21 protein-coding genes are annotated in these 21111 nt (G+C 37.1%); 20 read left to right on the forward strand and 1 reads right to left on the reverse strand.

Annotated features, from left to right (window positions below; genetic code table 11):
* Nucleotides 1-173 precede the first annotated feature (173 nt).
* From T541_RS0101155 to T541_RS21970, 8 genes are all read left to right on the forward strand, one after another.
* Nucleotides 174-710: a hypothetical protein gene (locus tag T541_RS0101155; RefSeq protein WP_026650976.1), complete on the forward strand. Its 537-nt coding sequence runs from the start codon at nt 174-176 to the stop codon at nt 708-710.
* Between the two features lie 78 nt (nt 711-788).
* Entirely contained in the window at nt 789-1835 is a 1047-nt protein-coding gene (locus T541_RS0101160; RefSeq protein WP_026650977.1) for a hypothetical protein, read from the forward strand.
* A 95-nt stretch (nt 1836-1930) separates the two neighbouring features.
* On the forward strand, nt 1931-2542 hold the full coding sequence (locus tag T541_RS21965; protein WP_155839438.1) for an acyltransferase: 612 nt from the start codon (nt 1931-1933) through the stop codon (nt 2540-2542).
* Between the two features lie 2 nt (nt 2543-2544).
* Nucleotides 2545-3639 carry a Coenzyme F420 hydrogenase/dehydrogenase, beta subunit C-terminal domain gene (locus T541_RS18435; RefSeq protein WP_051538018.1) on the forward strand — a complete coding sequence of 365 codons (1095 nt, stop codon included), beginning with the start codon at nt 2545-2547 and terminating at the stop codon, nt 3637-3639.
* Nucleotides 3636-4712 carry an NAD-dependent epimerase/dehydratase family protein gene (locus T541_RS0101175; RefSeq protein WP_026650979.1) on the forward strand — a complete coding sequence of 359 codons (1077 nt, stop codon included), beginning with the start codon at nt 3636-3638 and terminating at the stop codon, nt 4710-4712. The genes T541_RS18435 and T541_RS0101175 overlap by 4 nt, the downstream gene beginning before the upstream one ends.
* Before the next feature lie 18 nt (nt 4713-4730).
* Complete coding sequence (locus T541_RS0101180) at nt 4731-5873, forward strand: glycosyltransferase family 61 protein (RefSeq protein WP_026650980.1); 1143 nt, start codon at nt 4731-4733, stop codon at nt 5871-5873.
* Entirely contained in the window at nt 5857-6861 is a 1005-nt protein-coding gene (locus T541_RS0101185; RefSeq protein ID WP_026650981.1) for a hypothetical protein, read from the forward strand. Before T541_RS0101180 ends, T541_RS0101185 begins: the two co-directional genes overlap by 17 nt.
* 21 nt (nt 6862-6882) lie before the next feature.
* The gene (locus T541_RS21970) at nt 6883-7452 is read left to right on the forward strand and encodes an acyltransferase (protein WP_051538019.1); all 570 of its coding nucleotides are present in this window, start codon (nt 6883-6885) and stop codon (nt 7450-7452) included.
* A 150-nt stretch (nt 7453-7602) separates the two neighbouring features.
* Here the strand turns inward: T541_RS21970 and T541_RS18445 are convergent, their stop codons facing one another.
* Nucleotides 7603-7812 carry a hypothetical protein gene (locus T541_RS18445; RefSeq protein WP_034465535.1) on the reverse strand — a complete coding sequence of 70 codons (210 nt, stop codon included), beginning with the start codon at nt 7810-7812 and terminating at the stop codon, nt 7603-7605.
* A 550-nt stretch (nt 7813-8362) separates the two neighbouring features.
* On the opposite strand from T541_RS18445, the gene T541_RS0101205 reads away from it, so the two are divergent.
* From T541_RS0101205 to T541_RS0101260, 12 genes are all read left to right on the forward strand, one after another.
* Nucleotides 8363-9502 (forward strand): polysaccharide pyruvyl transferase family protein, encoded by a 1140-nt coding sequence (locus tag T541_RS0101205; protein WP_026650983.1) that lies wholly within the window; start codon nt 8363-8365, stop codon nt 9500-9502.
* A gap of 47 nt (nt 9503-9549) precedes the next feature.
* Entirely contained in the window at nt 9550-9957 is a 408-nt protein-coding gene (locus T541_RS0101210) for a hypothetical protein (protein ID WP_026650984.1), read from the forward strand.
* Nucleotides 9958-10076: 119 nt separating this feature from the next.
* Nucleotides 10077-11738 (forward strand): AAA family ATPase, encoded by a 1662-nt coding sequence (locus T541_RS0101215; protein WP_026650985.1) that lies wholly within the window; start codon nt 10077-10079, stop codon nt 11736-11738.
* A gap of 164 nt (nt 11739-11902) precedes the next feature.
* The gene (locus T541_RS0101220) at nt 11903-13057 is read left to right on the forward strand and encodes a glycosyltransferase (protein ID WP_026650986.1); all 1155 of its coding nucleotides are present in this window, start codon (nt 11903-11905) and stop codon (nt 13055-13057) included.
* Between the two features lie 39 nt (nt 13058-13096).
* Nucleotides 13097-14338 (forward strand): glycosyltransferase family 2 protein, encoded by a 1242-nt coding sequence (locus tag T541_RS20430; protein WP_051538020.1) that lies wholly within the window; start codon nt 13097-13099, stop codon nt 14336-14338.
* A 120-nt stretch (nt 14339-14458) separates the two neighbouring features.
* A complete protein-coding gene (locus T541_RS0101230) occupies nt 14459-15883 on the forward strand; it encodes a glycosyltransferase family 2 protein (protein ID WP_026650987.1) in 1425 nt (474 codons plus the stop codon).
* Nucleotides 15873-16757, forward strand: a complete 885-nt coding sequence (locus tag T541_RS20435) for a glycosyltransferase family 2 protein (RefSeq protein ID WP_197025094.1) — start codon at nt 15873-15875, stop codon at nt 16755-16757. The genes T541_RS0101230 and T541_RS20435 overlap by 11 nt, the downstream gene beginning before the upstream one ends.
* 16 nt (nt 16758-16773) lie before the next feature.
* Nucleotides 16774-17265, forward strand: a complete 492-nt coding sequence (locus T541_RS0101240; RefSeq protein WP_034465539.1) for a hypothetical protein — start codon at nt 16774-16776, stop codon at nt 17263-17265.
* A gap of 16 nt (nt 17266-17281) precedes the next feature.
* On the forward strand, nt 17282-17725 hold the full coding sequence (locus T541_RS0101245; protein ID WP_026650989.1) for a hypothetical protein: 444 nt from the start codon (nt 17282-17284) through the stop codon (nt 17723-17725).
* Nucleotide 17726: 1 nt separating this feature from the next.
* Entirely contained in the window at nt 17727-18842 is a 1116-nt protein-coding gene (locus T541_RS0101250; RefSeq protein ID WP_026650990.1) for a DegT/DnrJ/EryC1/StrS family aminotransferase, read from the forward strand.
* An 11-nt stretch (nt 18843-18853) separates the two neighbouring features.
* A complete protein-coding gene (locus tag T541_RS0101255) occupies nt 18854-20182 on the forward strand; it encodes a hypothetical protein (RefSeq protein WP_026650991.1) in 1329 nt (442 codons plus the stop codon).
* 12 nt (nt 20183-20194) lie between these two features.
* Nucleotides 20195-21106, forward strand: a complete 912-nt coding sequence (locus T541_RS0101260; RefSeq protein WP_026650992.1) for a hypothetical protein — start codon at nt 20195-20197, stop codon at nt 21104-21106.
* Nucleotides 21107-21111 lie beyond the last annotated feature (5 nt).

Below are 21111 nucleotides of genomic sequence, written 5' to 3' on the forward strand. Positions count from 1 at the left end.
AGAAAAGAAGCAGAAATCAACGCTTCTTTCCAGAGAGGTCAGAGAACCTCCACCTTAATGTGGTAATTTGTGTGCAATGGACCAACTAAATACCGTAGTAAGTTAGGGATATCTTTTCCCATAACTTGGGAACTTAGATTCCCGCAATACAAATACGACGTGGAGGTGCCTAAATGGCCGAGCAGTCAGGTAAGAGTAATTCATCAAATGGAATTAAAGCGATTGTTATAGTAGGAATCGTAGTAATAATTGCATTACTAACAGCTATATTAGTGGTGGTTCTTAAGAACAATAACAAAACGGAACCAGAACAAGAGAAACGAGCTGTTGTAGTAAATAATGAGGAAGCTGCAGAAGAAGTGGTTGAGGAAATGCTCAATCAGGAATATGTGGCTCCAGGTTATTATGAAGTTACTATGACAACAGATTGGCATTTCACTGAAGGAGGTGCAAAGTCTACCGACGCATATGTAGAGAATGTCCAAACAAATTCTAATGATGTTTACTTTGATCTTGTGCTTAGTGAGGATGAGAGTCAGGTTATTTATAAATCACCAGTTATCCCGCTTGGTGGGAAGCTTGAAGATGTTCAGCTTGATCGAACAATGGATCCGGGAACATATAGCTGCGTTATGATTTATCACCTGGTTGATGAGAATCAAAATTCTCTTAGTGAACTTAGAGTAGGCCTTACCATTTTCGTAGAGTAACTGTCAATCAAATTTAATATGGTAACAACCACTTCAAGGATGAGGTGGAAAATGTATAAATCAAGGAGGAAATTTCATATGGTTAAATTCAAAAAACTCTTAGCTCTTGCACTTGTAGCAATAATGGTAGTTGGTGGAAGTATTACTGCTTTTGCTGATGAGCCAACAAGTGGAGGCCAGACAGGTGCTGGTGCCAATGAGGGTCATGTTGAGAAGACAGTTAAGAAGTTTGTATTACCTACAACAACTACTACAACATTTGCTTACACTATGGACCCTGAGCGTTTGATTCAGGCAACAGAAGGTGCTAAGTATGCTGCAGGTACTACGTTCCCTAATTCAACAGGCGATACAGGCGTATATTTCCAGACTGATACTAATGTTTATGCTAACGCCAGCAATACAGTTCAGGCAGTTAATAAGAGTTCAGTTCCACAGATTCTTACAGTTACAATGAAAGCAACTGGCGCAGATACTGATATTAATTTGATTGGAAAAGATGCTGTAGCAACAAGTACAACTGCAGGCCTTTATCTTGGCGGAACAGTAGGAACTGTAGAACAGGCTATTCCTAAAACAGATGCAGGTGTTACTTGGATAATTAAGGTTCCAGGAAATGATACTAACTACCATGTAGTTGTAAAAGAAGGAACTGGCGGAGCAAAGACCTATGATTATGAAATAAAGACAACTGGACTCACAGCGTGGAAGGCTGTTGATATTGCAGTGAGTGGTGCTGTTACAGACGGTATAGCTGTTACAGCTACAACTACAGCTCCATCTGTTGCTGTTACATGGGCATTCACAGATGTTCCTACAGACGAGTCTGGTGTAGCTTATACTGCAAATGCAAAGACTGTTGATAAGAGTGATATTACATATACAACAATGGCAGCATGTAGTGTTAACGAAGGTAAAGCATTTATAAGACTTGTTTCAGGTCAGAATGCTGATGCTTCTAAGATTACATCTGTAACAGTAGATGGAACAGCAGCTACATATGAAGTTACACAGACAGGAGCTGTTGTTGTTAACGGAGTATCAGATAGTGCAGCTCATGAAATTATAATTGTTCATGATGGAACATATTATAGTGCAACAACTACAGCAGCTTCAGGTGGCTGATGATTATTGCTAATAATCAGATTGTTTCTAATCTAAAATAATTAAATGCCCAATTGTTCTTGTATCAAGTTCAATTGGGCATTTTTGGAGATAGTATGATTGAAAGTGACTTAAGTAAAATAAGACAAATTAATCAGATAGATGAAGCCAAGGTGCAGGTCGGAGAAGAGGTAAGATTCTTTGTTGAAGAAACTGCAAAAATAGAGGTGGGGGAGCGTCTTCGTATAGGCAGAGAAGCATCCATATTTGGTGATGATGTTTTCCAGGATACTGGGAGATCTAGCATTATTAAGATGGATTCTGAAAGTAAGTTGCTTGTAAAAGGGACATTTGATTTCTACTATGGGTCGGATGTGTATATTTTTAAAAATGGAATATTAGAACTTGGAAACAGTAGCTTTATCAATAGTGACTGCGTGATTAGATGTGCAGATAAGATCACAATTGGAGATAACTGTGCGATTTCTCATTATTTCAAGGTGCTTGATTCTGATTTTCATTCAATTAATGGCGTGAAAAAAACTAGCCCAGTTAGGATTGGTAATCATGTATGGATAGGAACTAATGTAATTGTACTGAAAGGCGTTACTATTGGAGATGGATGCGTGATAGGGGCTGGAAGTGTTGTAACTAAAGACATTCCTCCAAAGAGCCTGGCATGTGGTAATCCTGCAAAGGTGATAAAAGAAGATATAGAGTGGGCATAAGTATGAAGGAAAGCTGGATTGGAAAAGACAAGTGTACAGGATGTGGGGCATGTGCAAATATATGTCCTTGCAAAGCAATTGAAATGAGGCAAGATGAGTATGGCTTTTTGAAACCAGTTGTCCTTGATACATGTATTGATTGTGGGCTTTGCCAGCAACTTTGTGAGAAAAGAGTTTGCAAAGGGAATGATAATAGCCAAGAAAAAATCGTCTATGCTGCTTGGAGTAATGACGAGGAACTAAGAAAAAACAGTACTTCAGGTGGGATTTTCTCAGAACTGGCAAAAGAGATATTGAAAAGAAACGGGTTTATTGCTGGTGCGATATATACAGATGAGTGTCTTGTGGAACATGCGCTTATCAGTAATATTGCTGAATTAGAGCGATTAAGAAAATCAAAATATATACAGAGTGATTCTAAAAACATATATAATATAGTTAAGAAATATTTGATGGATGGTTATGAAGTGCTTTTTTGTGGTACACCATGTCAGGTAAATGCCCTAAGTGCTTTTTTAGATGGAATAGATTGTTCAAAGCTTTTTTTGATAGATTTTATCTGCATGGGTGTTAATTCTCCATATGCATATAAAAAATGGATAGAAGAGATAGAGAGCGTTAATAGAGCTAAAGTTGTAAGTGTTGAATTTAAGAATAAAACTTCCGGATGGAGAAAATCTCCATTTGTTACAAAGCTGATTTTAGATAACAATAACAAGATCCTACTAAATAAAGACGATAATTATTTCATGAAGGCATTTCTTGAGCAGAAGGTATTACTCAGACCTTCATGTGCAAAATGTGATTTTAAACTGGATGTAAGAAAAGCTGATATAACACTGGGGGATTTTTGGGGAATAGATATAAATAAGGATAATGATCAAGGAATTTCTTCAGTAATCATAAATTCTTCAAAAGGAAAAGATCTTTTTGATTCTATTAAAGACAGAATATATGTTGAGCAGAAGACTATAGAGGATGTTAAAAGAGGAAATAGACATTATAGTGAATCTGCGCAGATATCTGAAAAGGAAAAGATGTTTTTTGAACTGCTACATAAGATGGAATTTAGCAAGGCACTAGGAGAAATAACATGAGCGAAAAAGTATTGGTAACAGGGGGAACTGGTACAATTAGTTCAGGCTTGGTAGAAGAGTGTGTTCAGTGCGGATATGACACATATGCTATAACTCGCGGAAATATGAAGTATAGAGAGGTGGACGGAGTTCACTATATATACTCTGACGTTAATGATACAAATAAAATATTGAATCAATTAAAGGGCATGAGATTTAAAGCAGTTTTCGAATGCCTTGCTTATACTGTTCCACAGCTTATTAATTCTCTGCAATTATATGCTGATAAATGTGAACAGTATTTTTTTATTAGTTCAACAGCTGTCTACAACAGAAAAGATGGCATTATCTCTGAAGATGATGAGAAAAATCTTTTGTCATGGAGTTATTCGAAAGATAAGATAGCTTGCGAAGAATATCTTAAGTTTTATTCTGAAAAATCAGGTCTTAACTACACAATCATCAGGCCTTCAGTTACCTACGGAAATTACAGGATTCCTTTTCCTGTTACAAGTAGAGCCAATCAATGGTCTCTGATTCAGAGAATCGTGGATGGCGATCCGGTTTTATCCATTAAGATTCCTAAATTATCATACTCAATCATACATATATCTGACTTTTCAAGAGCAGTTGTTAAATTGATTGGAAATGAAAAAGCAATTAATCAGGATTTCCACATAGCTGACGCAAAATGCGAGTATGACTGGGATGAGGTGATATACGCTATTGCAAAAGCTCTATCAAAAGAAGCAGAGATTGTACATGTGCCGCTGCCAGTATTTAAGACGACTTTTGCCAGAAGTTATGACGAACTTAGATGGAATAAGAGCGAAGACCTTAGACTTGATGACACTAAGCTGAAATCAGCTACAGGCTTTGAAGCAAGGATGCCACTAGAAGAAGGAATTTCCCTAATGGTTGCTAATCTGCGAGTGGAGTATGAAAAATACAATACGTCGCTTGATATGAGTTGGAATAGGTGTTGTGACCATACAATAATGGCGGGCTATTCACTTGGAATGGTAGATGAAAGCGAAGCTGAGATTGTGCAGAAATATATGAGCAAACTTAAGAACACCACATATTTCGATTGATTTATTGAGGATATGTATATGAAGTATAAGCTTGATAGCATCGCTAATTATGCGAAGAAAAATGCTGTGCGATATCAAAAGATAGATGGTGACAAGAGGCAGTATATTAGAGCTTATTCTGATACTGACAGATACGTTAAGGGACAATGCATGCGAGGAACTTTTAAAACTCCTGACGTCTATTATGCGCAGATTAGGTATGCATTTTTGTTCGGAGATACGGACGGAATTGTTGTTGGCAATCGCTTTTTATCTGATAGGGTAATTTGGGATAAAGAGGGAGTTGGGGCTTATTTGCCGTGGTGTATAGATGGCGTAGATATAGATAAATCCAGTGTTGATCTGAACATTAAACTGGACTCTGCAAAAAGGATAAAAAAAGGAATCTCCTTGATAAAAATGTGGGGTGGAAATTACTACCATCTTACAATGGAGATTCTATCAAGACTTATTAGCGTAGAAAATGAGTATCTGGACTATCCTCTTTTGATAGACGAAGATGTTCTGAGTGACTCTAAGAATAAGGAATTGATCAAACTTGTAAATAAAGAAAAAAGAAAGATCATTCCAATAAAAAAGGGAAAAGCATATTTTGTTGAGGATATGGTCTTTCCTTCGTATTGCACTTGGGGAAAACATAGCAAAACGGATTTGGAAGTGGGAAACGGCGTAGCTATGTACCCCGAAGCAGTTAGGTTTATCCGTAGTCGCGTATTTGAAAAGATATGCGAAGAAATGAAGGAAGATTATAAGGTTTTCTTGATAAGAGGAAACGATAAAAGACTGACTAATGAAAGCAAGCTAATAAAATTCTTTTCTGGAAAGGACTATGAAATTATCAATCCCGATTCATTATCTATTGTAGATGAGATAAAGCTTATTCAAAAAGCTAGTGTCATAGTTGGTTGTGGGGGAGCTGGTTTTACTAATGTGATCTTTTGTAATCAGAACGTTAAAGTTTACCAGATCTGTCCAATAGAACTTCAATATGTTTCAAATCTTTATTCTGAATTGGCGCTGGCTGTAGGAGTAAAACTATTTTCGCTTAATGCCACAATTAAAGATTATGGGGTAAATATGAATAAGTCTTCGTTCTATATTTCAGAAGATGATGTTACTCACACGATGGAGATGATAGAAGCTTATGAAGAGGATAATTGAAAAAGGGTGTATAGTAGACGATTCTATATGGTACACCAATGCAATAGTGAATGGACTCTTTAAATTTGATATTAGAAGCGGACAAGTGAATTTTGTTGGAACTCCTGAGGGTGATGATCCTGAGCTGGAAAGAGCTTATTCAGAGGTAATCTATTTTGATGAAAAAATTTATTTGATTCCGTTTAATGCTCCCAATATCGCTGTGTATGACCTGAAGAGTAGACACTTCAGTACCATAGAATATCCTGAAGAAGTAAATACAAAGGTATACTCAGCAACGTTTATAGGGAACAAGATATACTTGCTGCCTTATCTGTCCCAAATGTTTTATTGCATCGATGCTGAAACTAATAGTTTGGAACAGGTAAAAGAGCTAAACGTGTACCCATTTTCTAGAGATGCATATTCTGTATTAACGCTGCAGTCAGTAGCTATTGGTAATGTCTTGTACTTTTTTGATGGGAAAGGCGATACGTTGTATTCCTTTGATACTCAGAACAAGAGCATCTTGGGAACAGATTTAAAAAAATATAGTAAGAGATTTATTACCGTCTGCAAAAAAGAGAACAAGATATATGCAACATCCATAGACGGAGAAAAGATGGTAATAGTGGATATCATCAAAGGTGATGAAGATATCGCTGATCTAAACAATGATGCGTTATGCTGGATTGGTAATTATAAGGACAAGATAGTTCTTTTGAAATTAGGAGATGACTGTCTAAGGATCTTTGATACTGAAAAACAACTGGAAAGTCCTGAAAACGAGCATCTTGGAAATGTCTTTTTCAATATGATCTGCAATGGGGATTATTGCTTTACATTACCGACTACGGATAATAAGGCTTTTTATCAGATTGGAAAAGGGACCATTCCATTTGATGATAAGAAAGCGATGAAAGAATGGATGCTTGCAAATGGTATTTTCAGAGAAAAAGAAGATGAGGCTTGCGATTTGAACTATTATCTTTCATACATTGCCAGATGATTCTAGACAGGGGGAGAATTAATGAAAATAGCTAAGGGGGCAATTCTGGACAAAGAAAAGATCAAGTTGAATCCTAATGTTTACTTGGAATTAAGTGAGAATGCGAAGGTTGATATAGACAACATGCTTATTATAGGCTCGCACAGTTATCCGGGATATGAAATGCCCAGCTTTTTTGTTGTGGGTGAGGGAGCCAGGGTAGAGGCTAAAAGCTTTGATTTTTATGAGCATGCCGATGTTTTCGTTTATAAGGATGCTTTGCTAGAACTGGGAAATTACACTTTCATAAACAAGGAGAGCCTTATCAGATGCACCAAGCATATAAAGATTGGCGATAAGTGTGCAATAGGAAGAAGGTTCGTTGCTCTAGATAATGATTTCCACAGTATTCATGGCAAGAAGGAAAGCCTTCCAATAACCATAGGAAATCACGTGTGGATAGGCACTGGTGTAACCGTGCTAAAGGGAGTGACCATAGGTGATGGTTGCGTAATCGGAGCTGGAAGTGTGGTTACAAAAGATATACCTCCAAAGTGCTTGGCGTGTGGAAATCCTATAAAGATTGTGAAGAAAAACATTGAGTGGGGATGATAGCATATCATAGGAGTGCCAATATAGGTATATGTTTTACATCTTGTGTAAAGAAAAAGACTCTGGGCCCTCTGTTTTCAACAGTGGGTCGAGTCTTTTTTGCTTAAATATATGATAACAAATATATGAGAAAGCCTTTACTAAAACGGTTTAGAACTCAGGTTTTGTTTTGCTTATTTCATCAATGGATTTATTAAGGGATGGTAAGCTATCACGTTCCTTAGTGTAATCGCCAGAACCACCTTTATCATATTCTTCAATATATCTTGCGAAGCCAACTACTCCAAGAGCATCTATGAGTGCTTCGTCACCTTTGATCTTTAATTCTGAAGAGCTTAGTATATTAAGTGTTTTCGCCATAGTTTATTACCTCCGTTAAGAATAGAATCGGATTCATGACTTTAACATTAAGAGATGTTCTTTTTGATGCTTTAAGTAATCCGGTATCAACAGTTAAGAAAATATCTACATTATTCTCTGCAGAAGCAACATGTAGACTATCAAAAGATTTCATATTAGTCAACGATTGCAACTCTTTTGCTCTATCAACTATTATATCGGACATGGCAATATCTCTCTTGACATATTTTATGTAGATATAGATTAGTCTGCGCTTTTGGACAATATCGTGAGTGGCAGATATTTCGATCCTCAGAGTTTCACTCCCTTCAATTATAGTTTTCTAAGTAGCCGCTAGCAAGCTATAAGATGAATTTATCGCTGATGTCAGATGACATTAGCGCTGCCAAGATTTGGCAAAGTGAAATAATCACGGAGCATAGATTAACAAAGCCTAATAAATATTGCAATGCTGTTTTATTATGCGTTTGCTTGTGTGATAAAATATAGTTAACACATATTATGAGATTGCGGATGCGCAAGCCGTTTAAAATTTGCGCTACAATTCATTATGGAAAAGAAAAATAGTAAGGCTGCTATTTTTACATGGTGTAATTATGGAAAAGTGAATTTTGGACAGATATTACAGTGCTATGCCTTGTGTGAATTATGTAAAAAAAATGGCATAGTTCCTACTGTGGTTAGGTATAGACCGCTTAGTTTTCGAGAAAACTACGATGTCATTCCTAAAGGTGCCTTAGAAAGAGAACAGTACGAATTTGATTATAAAAATAAAAACTGGCAGAAACAAGATACTGAACAGGTAGTAAAATGCAACAATTTCATGCGTTCCAGAATAAATACTACAGATCTTTGCTATTCGGTTGATGATATAAAAAATGCCGTGTTCGATATTGATTTGTGGATTGTGGGGAGCGATCAACTGTGGAATCCAAATATGTCAGATGACACGTATCTTTTGGAATTTGCAGATGAAAAGAATAAGTGTATTTCATATTCCACTAGTGGCATTTTTTCAGATAGACTAGCTAATAGAGGATTTCTAGAGAGATTATCAAAGGCTCTTGATAAGTTCGAGGCTGTTTCAGTTCGTGAACAAGTTGGAGTCGATATTTTAAAGAAATATACGAATAAAAAAATAGAGTGTGTTCTGGATCCTACACTTATGCTGGATACGAAAGAATGGGGGATTATATGTGAAAAAGAATCTTCCACTGAAAAATATGTTTTATGCTTTTGTTTGGGGTTAATTCTTCCTCATAAGCATTTAATGGAGCATATAGCTAGAAAGCATAGAGCACGGAAGATAATCTATATAGATATGGATAATTCGAAAGAATATCTTTATTCAACAGAGAGTTTTATGGGGATAAAAGGGTGTGGCCCTGAAGATTTTGTTTCACTTATAAAGCATGCGGATGCGATATGCACAGATTCTTTCCATGCTGCAGCTTTCTCTATAATCTTTGAGAAAGAATTTTATGTGTTAAATAGAGCTTATGATGATTGTGAAGGAACTGGAAGTGATAGGATAGATGGATTGATGAATCTTTTGGGCATCAAAAACAGACACGTCAATTCATTAAATGAGTTAAACAAAATATCTAGAATAGATTATTTAAAAGTCAAGGAACATCTTAAAGAGAATCAGAAAAAGAGCCTTGAGTATTTACTAATGGCGACAAAATGATAATCTACAGTTTGTTTTATTAACTATAGATGTAAAGGAGATAAAACGTGAATATAGATACTAGATCAACAGATAACATAGGTTTCTATCTATATGACCAATGGATTCGAGTTGTCCGTGAAGGCTATAGAATAGCTCAATTCTTTGAAGATAACTTGTATAAGAATGTCGCTATCTATGGAATGGGAGTCATTGGTCTACAGCTCTTTGAAGAATTGCAGAGTTCAGGCTCTGTAAATGTTTTGTATGGAATAGACCAGAATGCTGCGAACAAGAAGATTGATGACCTCAAGGTGGTAACAATAGATCAGCTCAAAGGCGAGGTGCACCCTGATGCAATAATAGTTACTCCAGTCCAGCATTATTGGGAGATTGAACATCAATTGAAAGAAGTATTTGGAGATGTTGATGTAATCTCTGTTGAGGATGCGGTATTCTATTCTAAGTTTTTTTAGTTGCGTAAGTATAATTTGCATATATAATGCATCAAATAAGGAGAATGATGGGCTCAAAGTAGTAACAAACGTGTTATACTATCCATGAATGTAAAAATCATGCAGGATGGACTTGGGATATGACGTACAGAAAGATGCCTATAGGCATTGATGATTACAAGAAGCTAGTTGAAGGTAATTATTACTTCATAGACAAGACTAATTTCATAATGTCTCTTATTGATGGTCATTCTGATGTGACGCTTATTACCAGACCACGCAGATTTGGTAAGACCCTTACCATGAGTATGCTTAGATATTTTTATAATAACGACAACGTTTTAGAAAATAGAAAGCTATTTGATAAGTGTGAGATTGGAAAACCTGAGAATAAAAGATATATGTCAGAGCAGGGTAAGTATCCTGTTCTGTTTTTGACGTTTAAAGATATAAATGCTGATAACTATGACAGTATGAAGAAGCAATTTGATATGGTTATCAGTGACGTGTATGGAAGACATAGAGATATTATGTCTGAACTAGCTGAAGACGAGGTGGACTATTATAACAAGGCTCTTAGATGTGAATTGTCAGAGGAAGAGCTTCGTTTTTCTTTGAAGAGGCTTACGGATTATCTTTACAAGTTTTATCAGGAAAAGGTGGTTGTTCTTATTGATGAGTATGATGCACCTATTCAGCATGCTTATGATGCAGATAGTAAGTACTATCATGAAGCAATTGATTTTGTTAAAGGCTTGATGGGAACTGTACTTAAAACTAATGACAGAATGAATTTTGCTATTCTTACCGGCGTTTTAAGGATTGCGAAAGAGAGCATTTTTAGTGATCTGAATAACCTTGATGTATGTTCTGTTGTTTCAGACAAATATAGCGATGTGTTTGGTTTTAATAATGATGACATAGATCAGATTTTAAAGGATTATAATCTGCCAGATAAGAAGGCTGAGATTATTGAATGGTATGACGGGTATCATTTTGGTTCTAGCAATATCTATAATCCATGGTCAGTAATCAAGTATATCGACAATAATTGTAAGACTCAGGCGTATTGGATAAATACATCGTCATATTCTATTCTTTCAAATAGCTTGGGTAAAGATGGATTTCCAATGGAAGAATTTATGGAAAAGCTATTCAATGGAGAGCCAGTTAGTGCTTGGATAGATGAAGGCGTAATCTATGATGAAATAGGCCAAAATAGCAATAAGCTGTTTACTATGTTGCTGAATACCGGATATCTTACACCAGATTCAGATTATGAAGAAAATGGTGAAGAGTACAAACTTGTTATTCCAAATAAAGAGGTTTCAAGTGTATTCAAGAGAGAAATACTTGGTAGGATGACAGATAATAGATCATCTGAAGTTGAAAACACACTTGTGGATAAACTTCTTTCGGGGGACCCTGCTGAGCTAGAAAAGGCTTTGTCCGATTTCATATTGAAGTATGTAAGTTATTTCGATGCGGGAACTGAAGGCTTCTACCATGGAATGATGCTCGGAATATTATCGATGATTTTTGATACGCATAAGGTATGCTCTAACAAGGAAAGTGGTTTGGGAAGATTTGATATTGCACTGTTCCCTAAAAAAGCTGATGGAATAGGCGTTATTCTTGAGTTTAAGAAAAGCGATAAAGAAGATGCACTAGAGAAAAACGCTGATGAAGCGCTGAATCAGATTATAGATAATAAGTATGATACGGAGTTTGCTAGTGAGCGGATATCTAATGTAAAGAAGTATGGCATTTCTTTCTGCGGAAAGAAAATATGCGTCAGATGAACCAATATGGCGGAGGTAGTTGATATGATTTTTGCAGAAGATCAGGAAATCTAATTGTGTTGCTTTCAGCTATTGTACTGGTAAAGGTGCAATAGCTGTTTTAATATACGCTTATTTGTGTGATAAAATATAGTTAACAAAATAGCGCGAAAGATGAAAAAAATATGATATCTGTAATCATTCCTGTGTACAATTCCAAACCATATCTGAATAAGTGCTTGGACAGTGTTCTTGGCCAAACTTATACAGATATGCAGGTTATTATTGTTGACGATGGCTCTTCAGATGGTTCTGGAGCCGTCTGTGATGAGTATGCTCAAAAAGATTCCAGAGTTGAGGCGTATCATATACCTAATTCTGGAACTGTTATTTCTAGAAGGACTGGCCTGTCAAAAGCAAAAGGTCAGTATGTCTGTTTTGTGGATTCTGATGACTGGATCGAACCAGATATGATTACCAATCTGATTGAACAGTTTGATGATGAAAGTCTTGATTTTGTCGTCTTTGGAGCTATTCACAATGAAAATGGTGATGTCCATAGTTATATTCCAGAGAATAATAGTATTTGTATAAAGAATGCAGAAGATAGAAAAAGTATTATTTCAAACTATCTTTTGTCTCCCAAACATGAGTATAGAATACCTATGTCTTTATGGAGCAAGATTTACAGACGCGAATTCATTACCCGGTGCTTTGAAAAAATGCCAGATAATATCTGGTATGGTGAAGACTATCTATGCATGTTTTATTCTCTTTTATTTTGTAATGGTTTTAAGACAGTTGATAAGGCATATTACCATTATATGGTTCGTAAAAATACCGTGTCACACCGGAAACATAATGACTATATTGAGGTGGAGAGCCGATTATCTGCATATCTCTTGAACATATTCGATGAGTTTCACGAAGTTATAGATAATACTATTTTCTGGAAGGTTATTAAACGAAGAGCTTTTTATCTTCTAAATTACGAATGTGAAGGACAGCTCTTTTTACCCAATTATTATTTTCCGGAGCCTGAACTGCTCAGAAGAAAAAAAGTTTTAATATATGGGGCAGGAAATGTCGGAACAGATTATTATGAGTCTATGGCCCGAAATAAAGATATAGAACTTGTTGGAATAGTTGATAAAAAGGCAGGTGATATTTCTTTTATTTGGGGAATTGTCCACACTCCGGATTATATTAAATATATCGAATATGACTACGTTGTACTGGCGATTAATTCTAAGGAAGTTGCATGTGAGATTTTTAAGGAATTAGAAGGATTAGGCATTAAAAAAGAAAGAATTATTTGGAGAGAACCTATATCTTTATGATGCAAGAGCTATCCATTTAGAGAAAGGCTGCTACTATCTATGAGTGATTCTTATAAGGTTAGTGTCATTATTACAACTTACAATGAAGATAAATACTTAGAGGACTGTTTGGATAGCGTCATTTCCCAAACACTGACACCTATTGAGATAATAGTGGTTAATGATGGATCAACTGACAGTACCTGCGATATTCTTTGTGGATATGAAAAGAATTATAGTAACATGGTGGTTATTAATCAGGAAAACATTGGGCAGGCGGCTTCAATCAATGAAGCATTGGATCTTGTAAATGGTGAATACCTGGTATTCATGGACGCTGATGACAAGTATCCCAGGAAAGATTGCCTTGAAAGATTGTATAATACTGCGACTGCTAATGGGGCGCTTTTGTGCGGGGGGAACATTCTTTTATTTGATCAGAAGGACGGACAAATAAAATGCGGTTATAAAGCTGGCGATGGCGATGATAATCATTCGAGGAATCAGTTTATAAAAGTAGATGACTATCATTATTTATATGGGCATACACGTTATCTTTATAATACAAAAATGATGAAAGATAACAATGTAAAGCATGGACTTTACAGACGCTATGGAGACCAGGCTCTGACATTGAGGGCACTTTTTGCTGCAGGCAAATTATATGAGCTTGATTATCCTGTTTATGAGTATAGATTTAATCATAGGCCAGCCGTTTATGACGAGGAAACTTGGTTTGATATTATGGGTGCTTTTAGGGACACCGTAGAGTTTTTGATTAGTCATAATATGAGAAGAATGTATGAAGAAAATGTCTTCAAAGAGTATAAAAGAATGTTTTTTTCTTTTTATAGATGGACCATTGGAAACCCAAAATGGAGAAAACTGCTTGAACAGATTATGCAAATTATGAAACAAGCAGATTGGTCCAATACATATGAGCTGGCGTCCAAAGCAACAGAAGAAATAACTAATGAGACTTCTAGAATGGATAGTATTTTTAATTCTGGGGAGCCTCTTGTTATTTATGGCGCAGGCTATAATACAAAAAGATTGATAAAGAAGTACGAAGATAAAAAAGAGTTGATAGGCGGAATCGCTGTGACAAATAAAGGTGCTGAAGACTATTTGGATGGGATAGAAATAAAGGCTATTGATGATTATCTAGAACAAAAGCGATATATATATATTGTTGTCACTCCGTACGATGGTGTGGGGGAAGAAATGTATAAACATGCCAAGGAACTTGGATTTGAGCATGTTGAAAGAATTAGTGTTGATAATACTGCAGATTCAATTTAATAAAGTGCATGTATTGCGGCTACAACAATAATTGTTGTAGCCGCTGTTTTATTATTCGTGCGTTTATGTGATAAAATATAGTATATGACACTGTCGTTAACTAGGCTTAGATAAATGACAATGAAACCACTAATTAGCGTGATAATTCCTGTATATAATACGGAACAGTATGTTGAGCAATGTGTAAATAGCGTTGCTTGTCAGATGGATGATCAGGTAGAGTGCATTATTGTTGATGATGGCTCTACTGATGGAAGTGTGCCCTTATGCAAAAGGATAAGAGAAGAGCATCCAGAATTGAGTATTACACTTATTCATCAGGAGAATCAGGGACTTAGTGGCGCGAGAAATACTGGTATGAAGGCTGTAAGCGGTACATATCTCATGTTTCTTGATTCTGATGACATGCTAGTGGATGGGGCTATAGAGTGCCTAAAGGGACATGTACAGGATAATCCTGATGTTGAATTGTTCATGTACGATGCGCTGGTTAAAAATGAAACATCTGATCCATATCCAGATAATGAGTACGATCGATCAAGTAAAGTACCTCATAAGGTATTAAGCGGGCTGGAATTCTTTTCGGATTGGTATATGGGAAAAATGACAGTGTCCTCATGCTTGTGCTTGTATAAAACTTCTTTTTTGAAATCCAATCAATTTGAATTTACTTTAGGTAAGCTACATGAAGATAATGCATTCAGTTTTAAGACGACTCTTTTAGCTAGAGAAGTGTTGTATATTCCTCAGAAACTGTACGTTAGAAGAGTCAGAGATAATTCTATAACTACAATAAAGGTAGATCATAGACATTATGATGGCATTTGTTCTGCGTATGAAGAGTGCATGGATTTCATCGAAAAGAACACTCCAGGTGGAGCAAACAGTACCGTTAAGTATTATAACGCCTTATGCAGATATCTATCCTTTGGAATAGATATCATTATCGGGAAATGTCATCAAAGCAATGGAGATATTTCTTTTGCCCAGAAAACACTCAATCGAATGATGGGCTATATGATCGATTCTCCTGAAACCATTACTTATTCTGGACTATTTACTACCGAAAAATGCTTGAAACTCTTTAAACAAGAGGGTGTCGAGCTATCACGACGTAATATAGATAATACCAAGATGGTGCTTGGATGCAGGGATGAGAGTGAATTTGAGGACCGAATAGCTCTCGAAATGCAGAGGAAAAGGGAAGATATTGCACTTCAGCTCCCACTTTGTGATGCGAACTTAAACATAGGCATTTATGGTATGGGAGTTCATACCAGCCAACTAATAGAAGAATGTTCCAAACATAAAGAAATCGAGGCAAATATCTTTTTTGTTGATAGTAATAGGTATAGTGGAGAAGTTGGGATTCTGGATAAAAAGATCTTTAATGTCAAGGAAATTCCAGTAGATACAGATTATGTGATCATTTCATCCTGGGTGCATCATAATGAGATGCTTTTGAATCTGATGAAATATGCAGGAGAAAAGGTAAAGATAATAGATTTATACGAGAATGAAAAGGCGCCACTTTATGGATATTGATGTTTCCGTTGTTATCCCTGCCTATAACAGGAGCAAAACAATAGAAAGAGCTATAAGATCGGTCTATTCACAGACAGTTCCGCCACTAGAGGTAATTGTCGTTGATGATGCCTCTACGGATAATACTGTCCAGATTGTAGAGCACCTTCAACAGGAATTTGACTCTCTTAGACTCTATGTTCAGAAAGAAAATAAAGGTGCTCAGGAAGCAAGGAATGTCGGAATTAAGAATGCCAAGGGCAATTGGATTGGCTTTCTAGATTCCGATGATGAGTGGCTGCCGAAAAAACAGGCGATTCAAATTGAATTGTTAAGGAAGAATCCTCAGTGCAAAGCGGTATTTGGAAATGGATATACAGCCATAGGCAATGCAGTCCGCTATCGCAAAGGCGGCTCATTTGACAAGGAAATATATTCATTAAAGGATATCTTTTGTTCTGAAGTGGGCTTCCCTACAATATTGGTTAAAAAAGATGTTTTGGTACATATAGGTTATTTGGACTCGAAAGTTCCAGCTTATCAAGAAGTTGATACAAAGCTGAGGATAGCCGGAGAAACAGACTTTATCTTTGATTCTAGGCCAATATATAAATATCACATGCATTCCGGTGCAACTATATCTAAGGATACAAAGAGAAATACTGATGGATTTCGATATGTTGTATTAAAGAACATGAACCTGATAAGTGGAATCGACGGCATTGATATAGTTGAATATTACTTATCGGGAATGGATGACAGAGCCGTTAATAGAGTTGATAAGTTTGTATATCACGGGCTTCATAGTTTATACCATCTTAGAAGTGGTGATGAATTATTCAGAAAAGTTATGATCGGATTTATGAGATTGGAATTTAAGCTTAGGTACAAATAGTAGGAGCATCCAATATATGAAAGCGATAAGACGATTTATCCTTTTTGTTGCTAGTTTAGTCGCCATTATAGTAGTGGCGCTAAGAGAAGCGTCAATATGTGACGATAGAAAAGAACTAAATAAACTAAAGGATGAAAAAGAAAAACTGATAGAGTTTAACCGGATTTGGAATCAATGGCTTGATTCAAAACTATCAGGAAAGAAGATATCTGACTATTTTAGAAGCCATGGATATGAAAAAGTGGCGATTTATGGGATAAAAGAGCTTGGCATAGCTCTTTTTAAAGAGTTGGAACAACAAGGCATTGATGTAAGGTATGGCATTGATAAGAACAAGAGCGTATCGGTGGAAGGACTGACAGTGGTATCACCAGAAGATAAGCTCGAAGACGTGGATGTAGTGGTGGTAACAGCAATTCATTATTTTGGCGAGATTGCTGAAGAACTTGGTTCAAAGATGACTTGTCCAATAATTAGCATTGAGAACTTGTTTGTTGATATAGACTAATAGTAGGAGGATGCCCATGAGTACTATCGAAGAAATCAGAAAAAAAGACACCTTGCTTGCTATCATCATTAGATCTGGCTATTCTTGCGATGGCATTAATTTCATTACGCCAGGGGAGTACTCCCAGCAGCTGGCCTACATGCATCATCCTACGGGAAAGGTGATCGATGCCCATGTTCACAATATTGTTCACAGGAATGTTGTGATGACCCAGGAGGTTCTGGTGCTTAAGAAGGGGAAGCTTCGAGTGGATTTCTACGATGCCTACAAAGACTACCTAGAGAGCAGAGTCCTTGAGGGCGGCGATGTGATTTTGCTGGTTTCTGGCGGACATGGATTTAAGGTTCTGGAAGAGGTTGAGATGCTTGAAATCAAACAGGGACCTTACGCTGGAGATGCGGATAAGATAAGGTTTGAATCTGTTGCTGACGACGATGTAGTGCTTGGTGGAGACAACTGACATGGCATTTATTCCTGTTAACGAGCCTTTACTTAATGGCAATGAAAAGAAATATCTCTGTGAATGCATAGATACTGGCTGGATTTCATCTGAAGGGCCCTTTGTCCGCGAGTTTGAGGAAAAGATGGCGGCCAGAGTATCGAGAAAACATGGAATTGCAGTTACTAACGGAACAGCAGCTCTTGAGATAGCAGTCCGTGCGCTTAAGCTCAAAGAGGGCGATGAAGTTATCATGCCCACTTTTACCATTATTTCCTGTGCCTACGCGGTGACTCAGGTGGGAGCAATTCCTGTGCTGGTGGACAGTGACGATAAGACCTTCAACATGAAGGTAGAGGATATAGAGGCAAAGATTACGCCGAAGACTAAGGCGATTATGGTGGTTCACATCTACGGACTGCCAGTGGATATGGATCCTGTGCTGGAAATCGCAAGAAAGCACAATCTAAGGATTATAGAAGATGCCGCAGAAATGCACGGCCAGACCTACAAAGGAAGGCCCTGCGGCAGCTTTGGAGATATCAGTATTTTCAGTTTTTACCCCAATAAACATGTAACCACAGGCGAAGGCGGAATGGTGGTTACGGATGATGACGAATTGGCAGAGAAATGCAGATCTCTCAGGAATCTCTGCTTCCAGAGAAGCGCCAGATATGTTCACGAGGAGCTTAGCGGCAACTATAGATTTACCAATCTTCAGGCAGCAGTAGGTCTTGCCCAGCTAGAAAGACTGGATGAGTTTGTGATTAAGAAAAGACAGATCGGTAAGCGCTACACAGAGGGGCTTCGCGACATTAGTGATATAAGCCTTCCACTAGCCCGCACCGATTATGCCGACAATATCTATTGGGTATACGGAATCGTAATCAGCGATGACGTTCCGATGGACAACAAAGAGCTACAAAAGAAACTTGCAGAAAATGAAATCGGAAGTCGCACTTTCTTTTGGTGCATGCATGAACAGCCTGTATATCAGGAAATGGGGCTGTTTAAAGAAGAGACTTATCCAAATGCTGAACGCCTGGCAAGGAAGGGGTTGTATCTGCCTAGCGGATTGGCAATCACAGATGAACAGCTTGAGACAGTTATCGGAGTAGTTAGAAAGATCTTTTCATAAGAGGAAAAACTATGTTAAGTATCGCCAGATTTGCAGATGATTACTATGAAATTGCTAAGGACAATAACTGGAAAACAGTGATATACGGCGCTGGAGATGGCTTTGTTTCCAATAGAAACAAGCTTCCTGGGTATGATGCGGTTTATGACAAAAATGCAGCTTCAATTGGCCAGATCGGTGAAGATAAGATAAAAGATATACAAGAATTGAAATCGCTAAATGAACCAGTAAATATCATTGTCTGCATTGTTAACGGAGATGTATTTGATGCTGTTTGCAACGATTTTATTGAAGCAGGCGTAAATGGAAATGTTTTTCACTTTTTTAATAATGTGGCTTTTATAGATAACTGCTGGGGTAGCGCCAAATCATACAAGGTAAAGCCAACCAAAGAGGCATTAAATGTGAATATTATCTGTACTGACTCTGGCTGGATATTTAGAAAATTTGCCATAAAGATGGAGGAAGAGTTAAAAAAGCTTGGAGTCAATGTGAAAATATCAGAAGATGTGGATGAGAATGCGGATATAAATCACCATATTCCATTTGCTACGCATAAAGCACGTCCAAATGATACCTTAATGATCACTCATGTAGACACATCCAAAAAGGTTGCAATGATCAGGAAGCAACTAAAGACAGCAGGGATGGGAATATGCATGTCTAAGTACACGATGAACATGCTTGTAAGCTACGGCATTCCGAGGGATAAACTTTGCTATGTCAATCCGGCCCATGATCATTTAATCAAACCGCACAAGTATGTTATAGGCATTACTCACAAATGCCATGATAAAGATGATCTAAGAAAAAGAGCTACAGCGATTCTTGACGTGTTAGAAGGAGTTGATCCAGATTATTTTGAATTCAAGATAATGGGAGCAGGTTGGGAGCAAGTTGCAGAAGAAATGAGAAAAAAAGGCTTCGGTGTTGAGCTGTTCCCGGATTTTGACCTTGAAAAATATACAGATTTAATGTCAAAAATAGATTATTTCATGTACATGGGCTTTGATGAAGGAACCATGGGATTTCAAGATGCTTTATATGCGGGGGCAGGCACAATTGTTACTCCGCAGGGCTATCATCTTGAAATGGGCGTAGATATTGACTATCCATGTGAGACTATTGAAGAATTCAGGGCAGCTTTTCTTGATCTTCAGAACAAGAGAAAAATGCGTAGAAATGCTGTTGAGAATCAGACGTGGGAAGAATACACAAAAAAGCATCTTACTATTTGGAAATATCTTCTTGAAAGAGAACCTTTGACAGAACTATATAAGAATCAATCTGAATATATGGATGGTATTTTTTCGGTATTACTTGAAGACAATAGGATTTAATGGGATATCAATATGAGTGAACTATTTTTCCTGATAACAATAGATACAGAAGGAGATAACATTTGGGAAACAACTGTTAATTCGAAGGTCACAACAAAGCATGCATCGCACCTGTTTAGATTTCAAGATATGTGCGAAAGCTTTGATTTTATTCCAACGTACCTGACTAATTATGAAATGGCCAAGTCTGATGCGTTTGTGGAGCTTGGAAGAAATGGTCTTTCCCGAAACAAATTGGAAATTGGTGCACATATTCATGCGTGGAATCAGCCGCCATATTACCCTCTGGTGCCTAAGCTTGGAGAAAAAGGCAAACCATATTTGAGCGAATATCCGCGGTGGGTAATAAGGAGAAAGCTTGAGAATATTACAGGGCTATTGGGAGATACGTTTGGCGTTCCTATAACTTCACATCGCGGAGGCAGATGGTGCCTAAATGATGTAATAGTCGAAGAACTGGTTAGATTAAATTATATTGTAGATTGTACTTGTACTCCGTATATGAATTGGGAAAAAGTGAGTGGATATACATGGGGCAGCGGAGGGCCTAATTACGAAAAGCACAATAATGAGCCATATAAACTAACTAGTAAGAGGTATAAAGAAGATCCCCAAGCGTATCTGATTGAGGTTCCAACTACAATAGAAAAAATAGGGAAACGAAATTCAATCCAGTGGCTCAGGCCTAAAGGGAATAATCTTCCGGCCCTAAAGGAAATAGTAAGGAAAAGAGCTGCAGAAGGAAAGCATGTGGAATTCATGCTACATTCTTCAGAACTTGATTATGGGACTAATCCGATTTTTAGGAACAAAGGCATGATAGATCTTCTATACAGAGATATAGAAGAACTGTTTTTGTATGCAAAGGAGCTTGGCTACAAGGGCTCTGGATTGACCGCATTTGCCAGACAAATATCAGTCTGAAAAGA

It is taken from the genome of Butyrivibrio proteoclasticus P6B7 (assembly GCF_000622085.1).
Taxonomy (GTDB): domain Bacteria; phylum Bacillota; class Clostridia; order Lachnospirales; family Lachnospiraceae; genus Butyrivibrio; species Butyrivibrio proteoclasticus_A.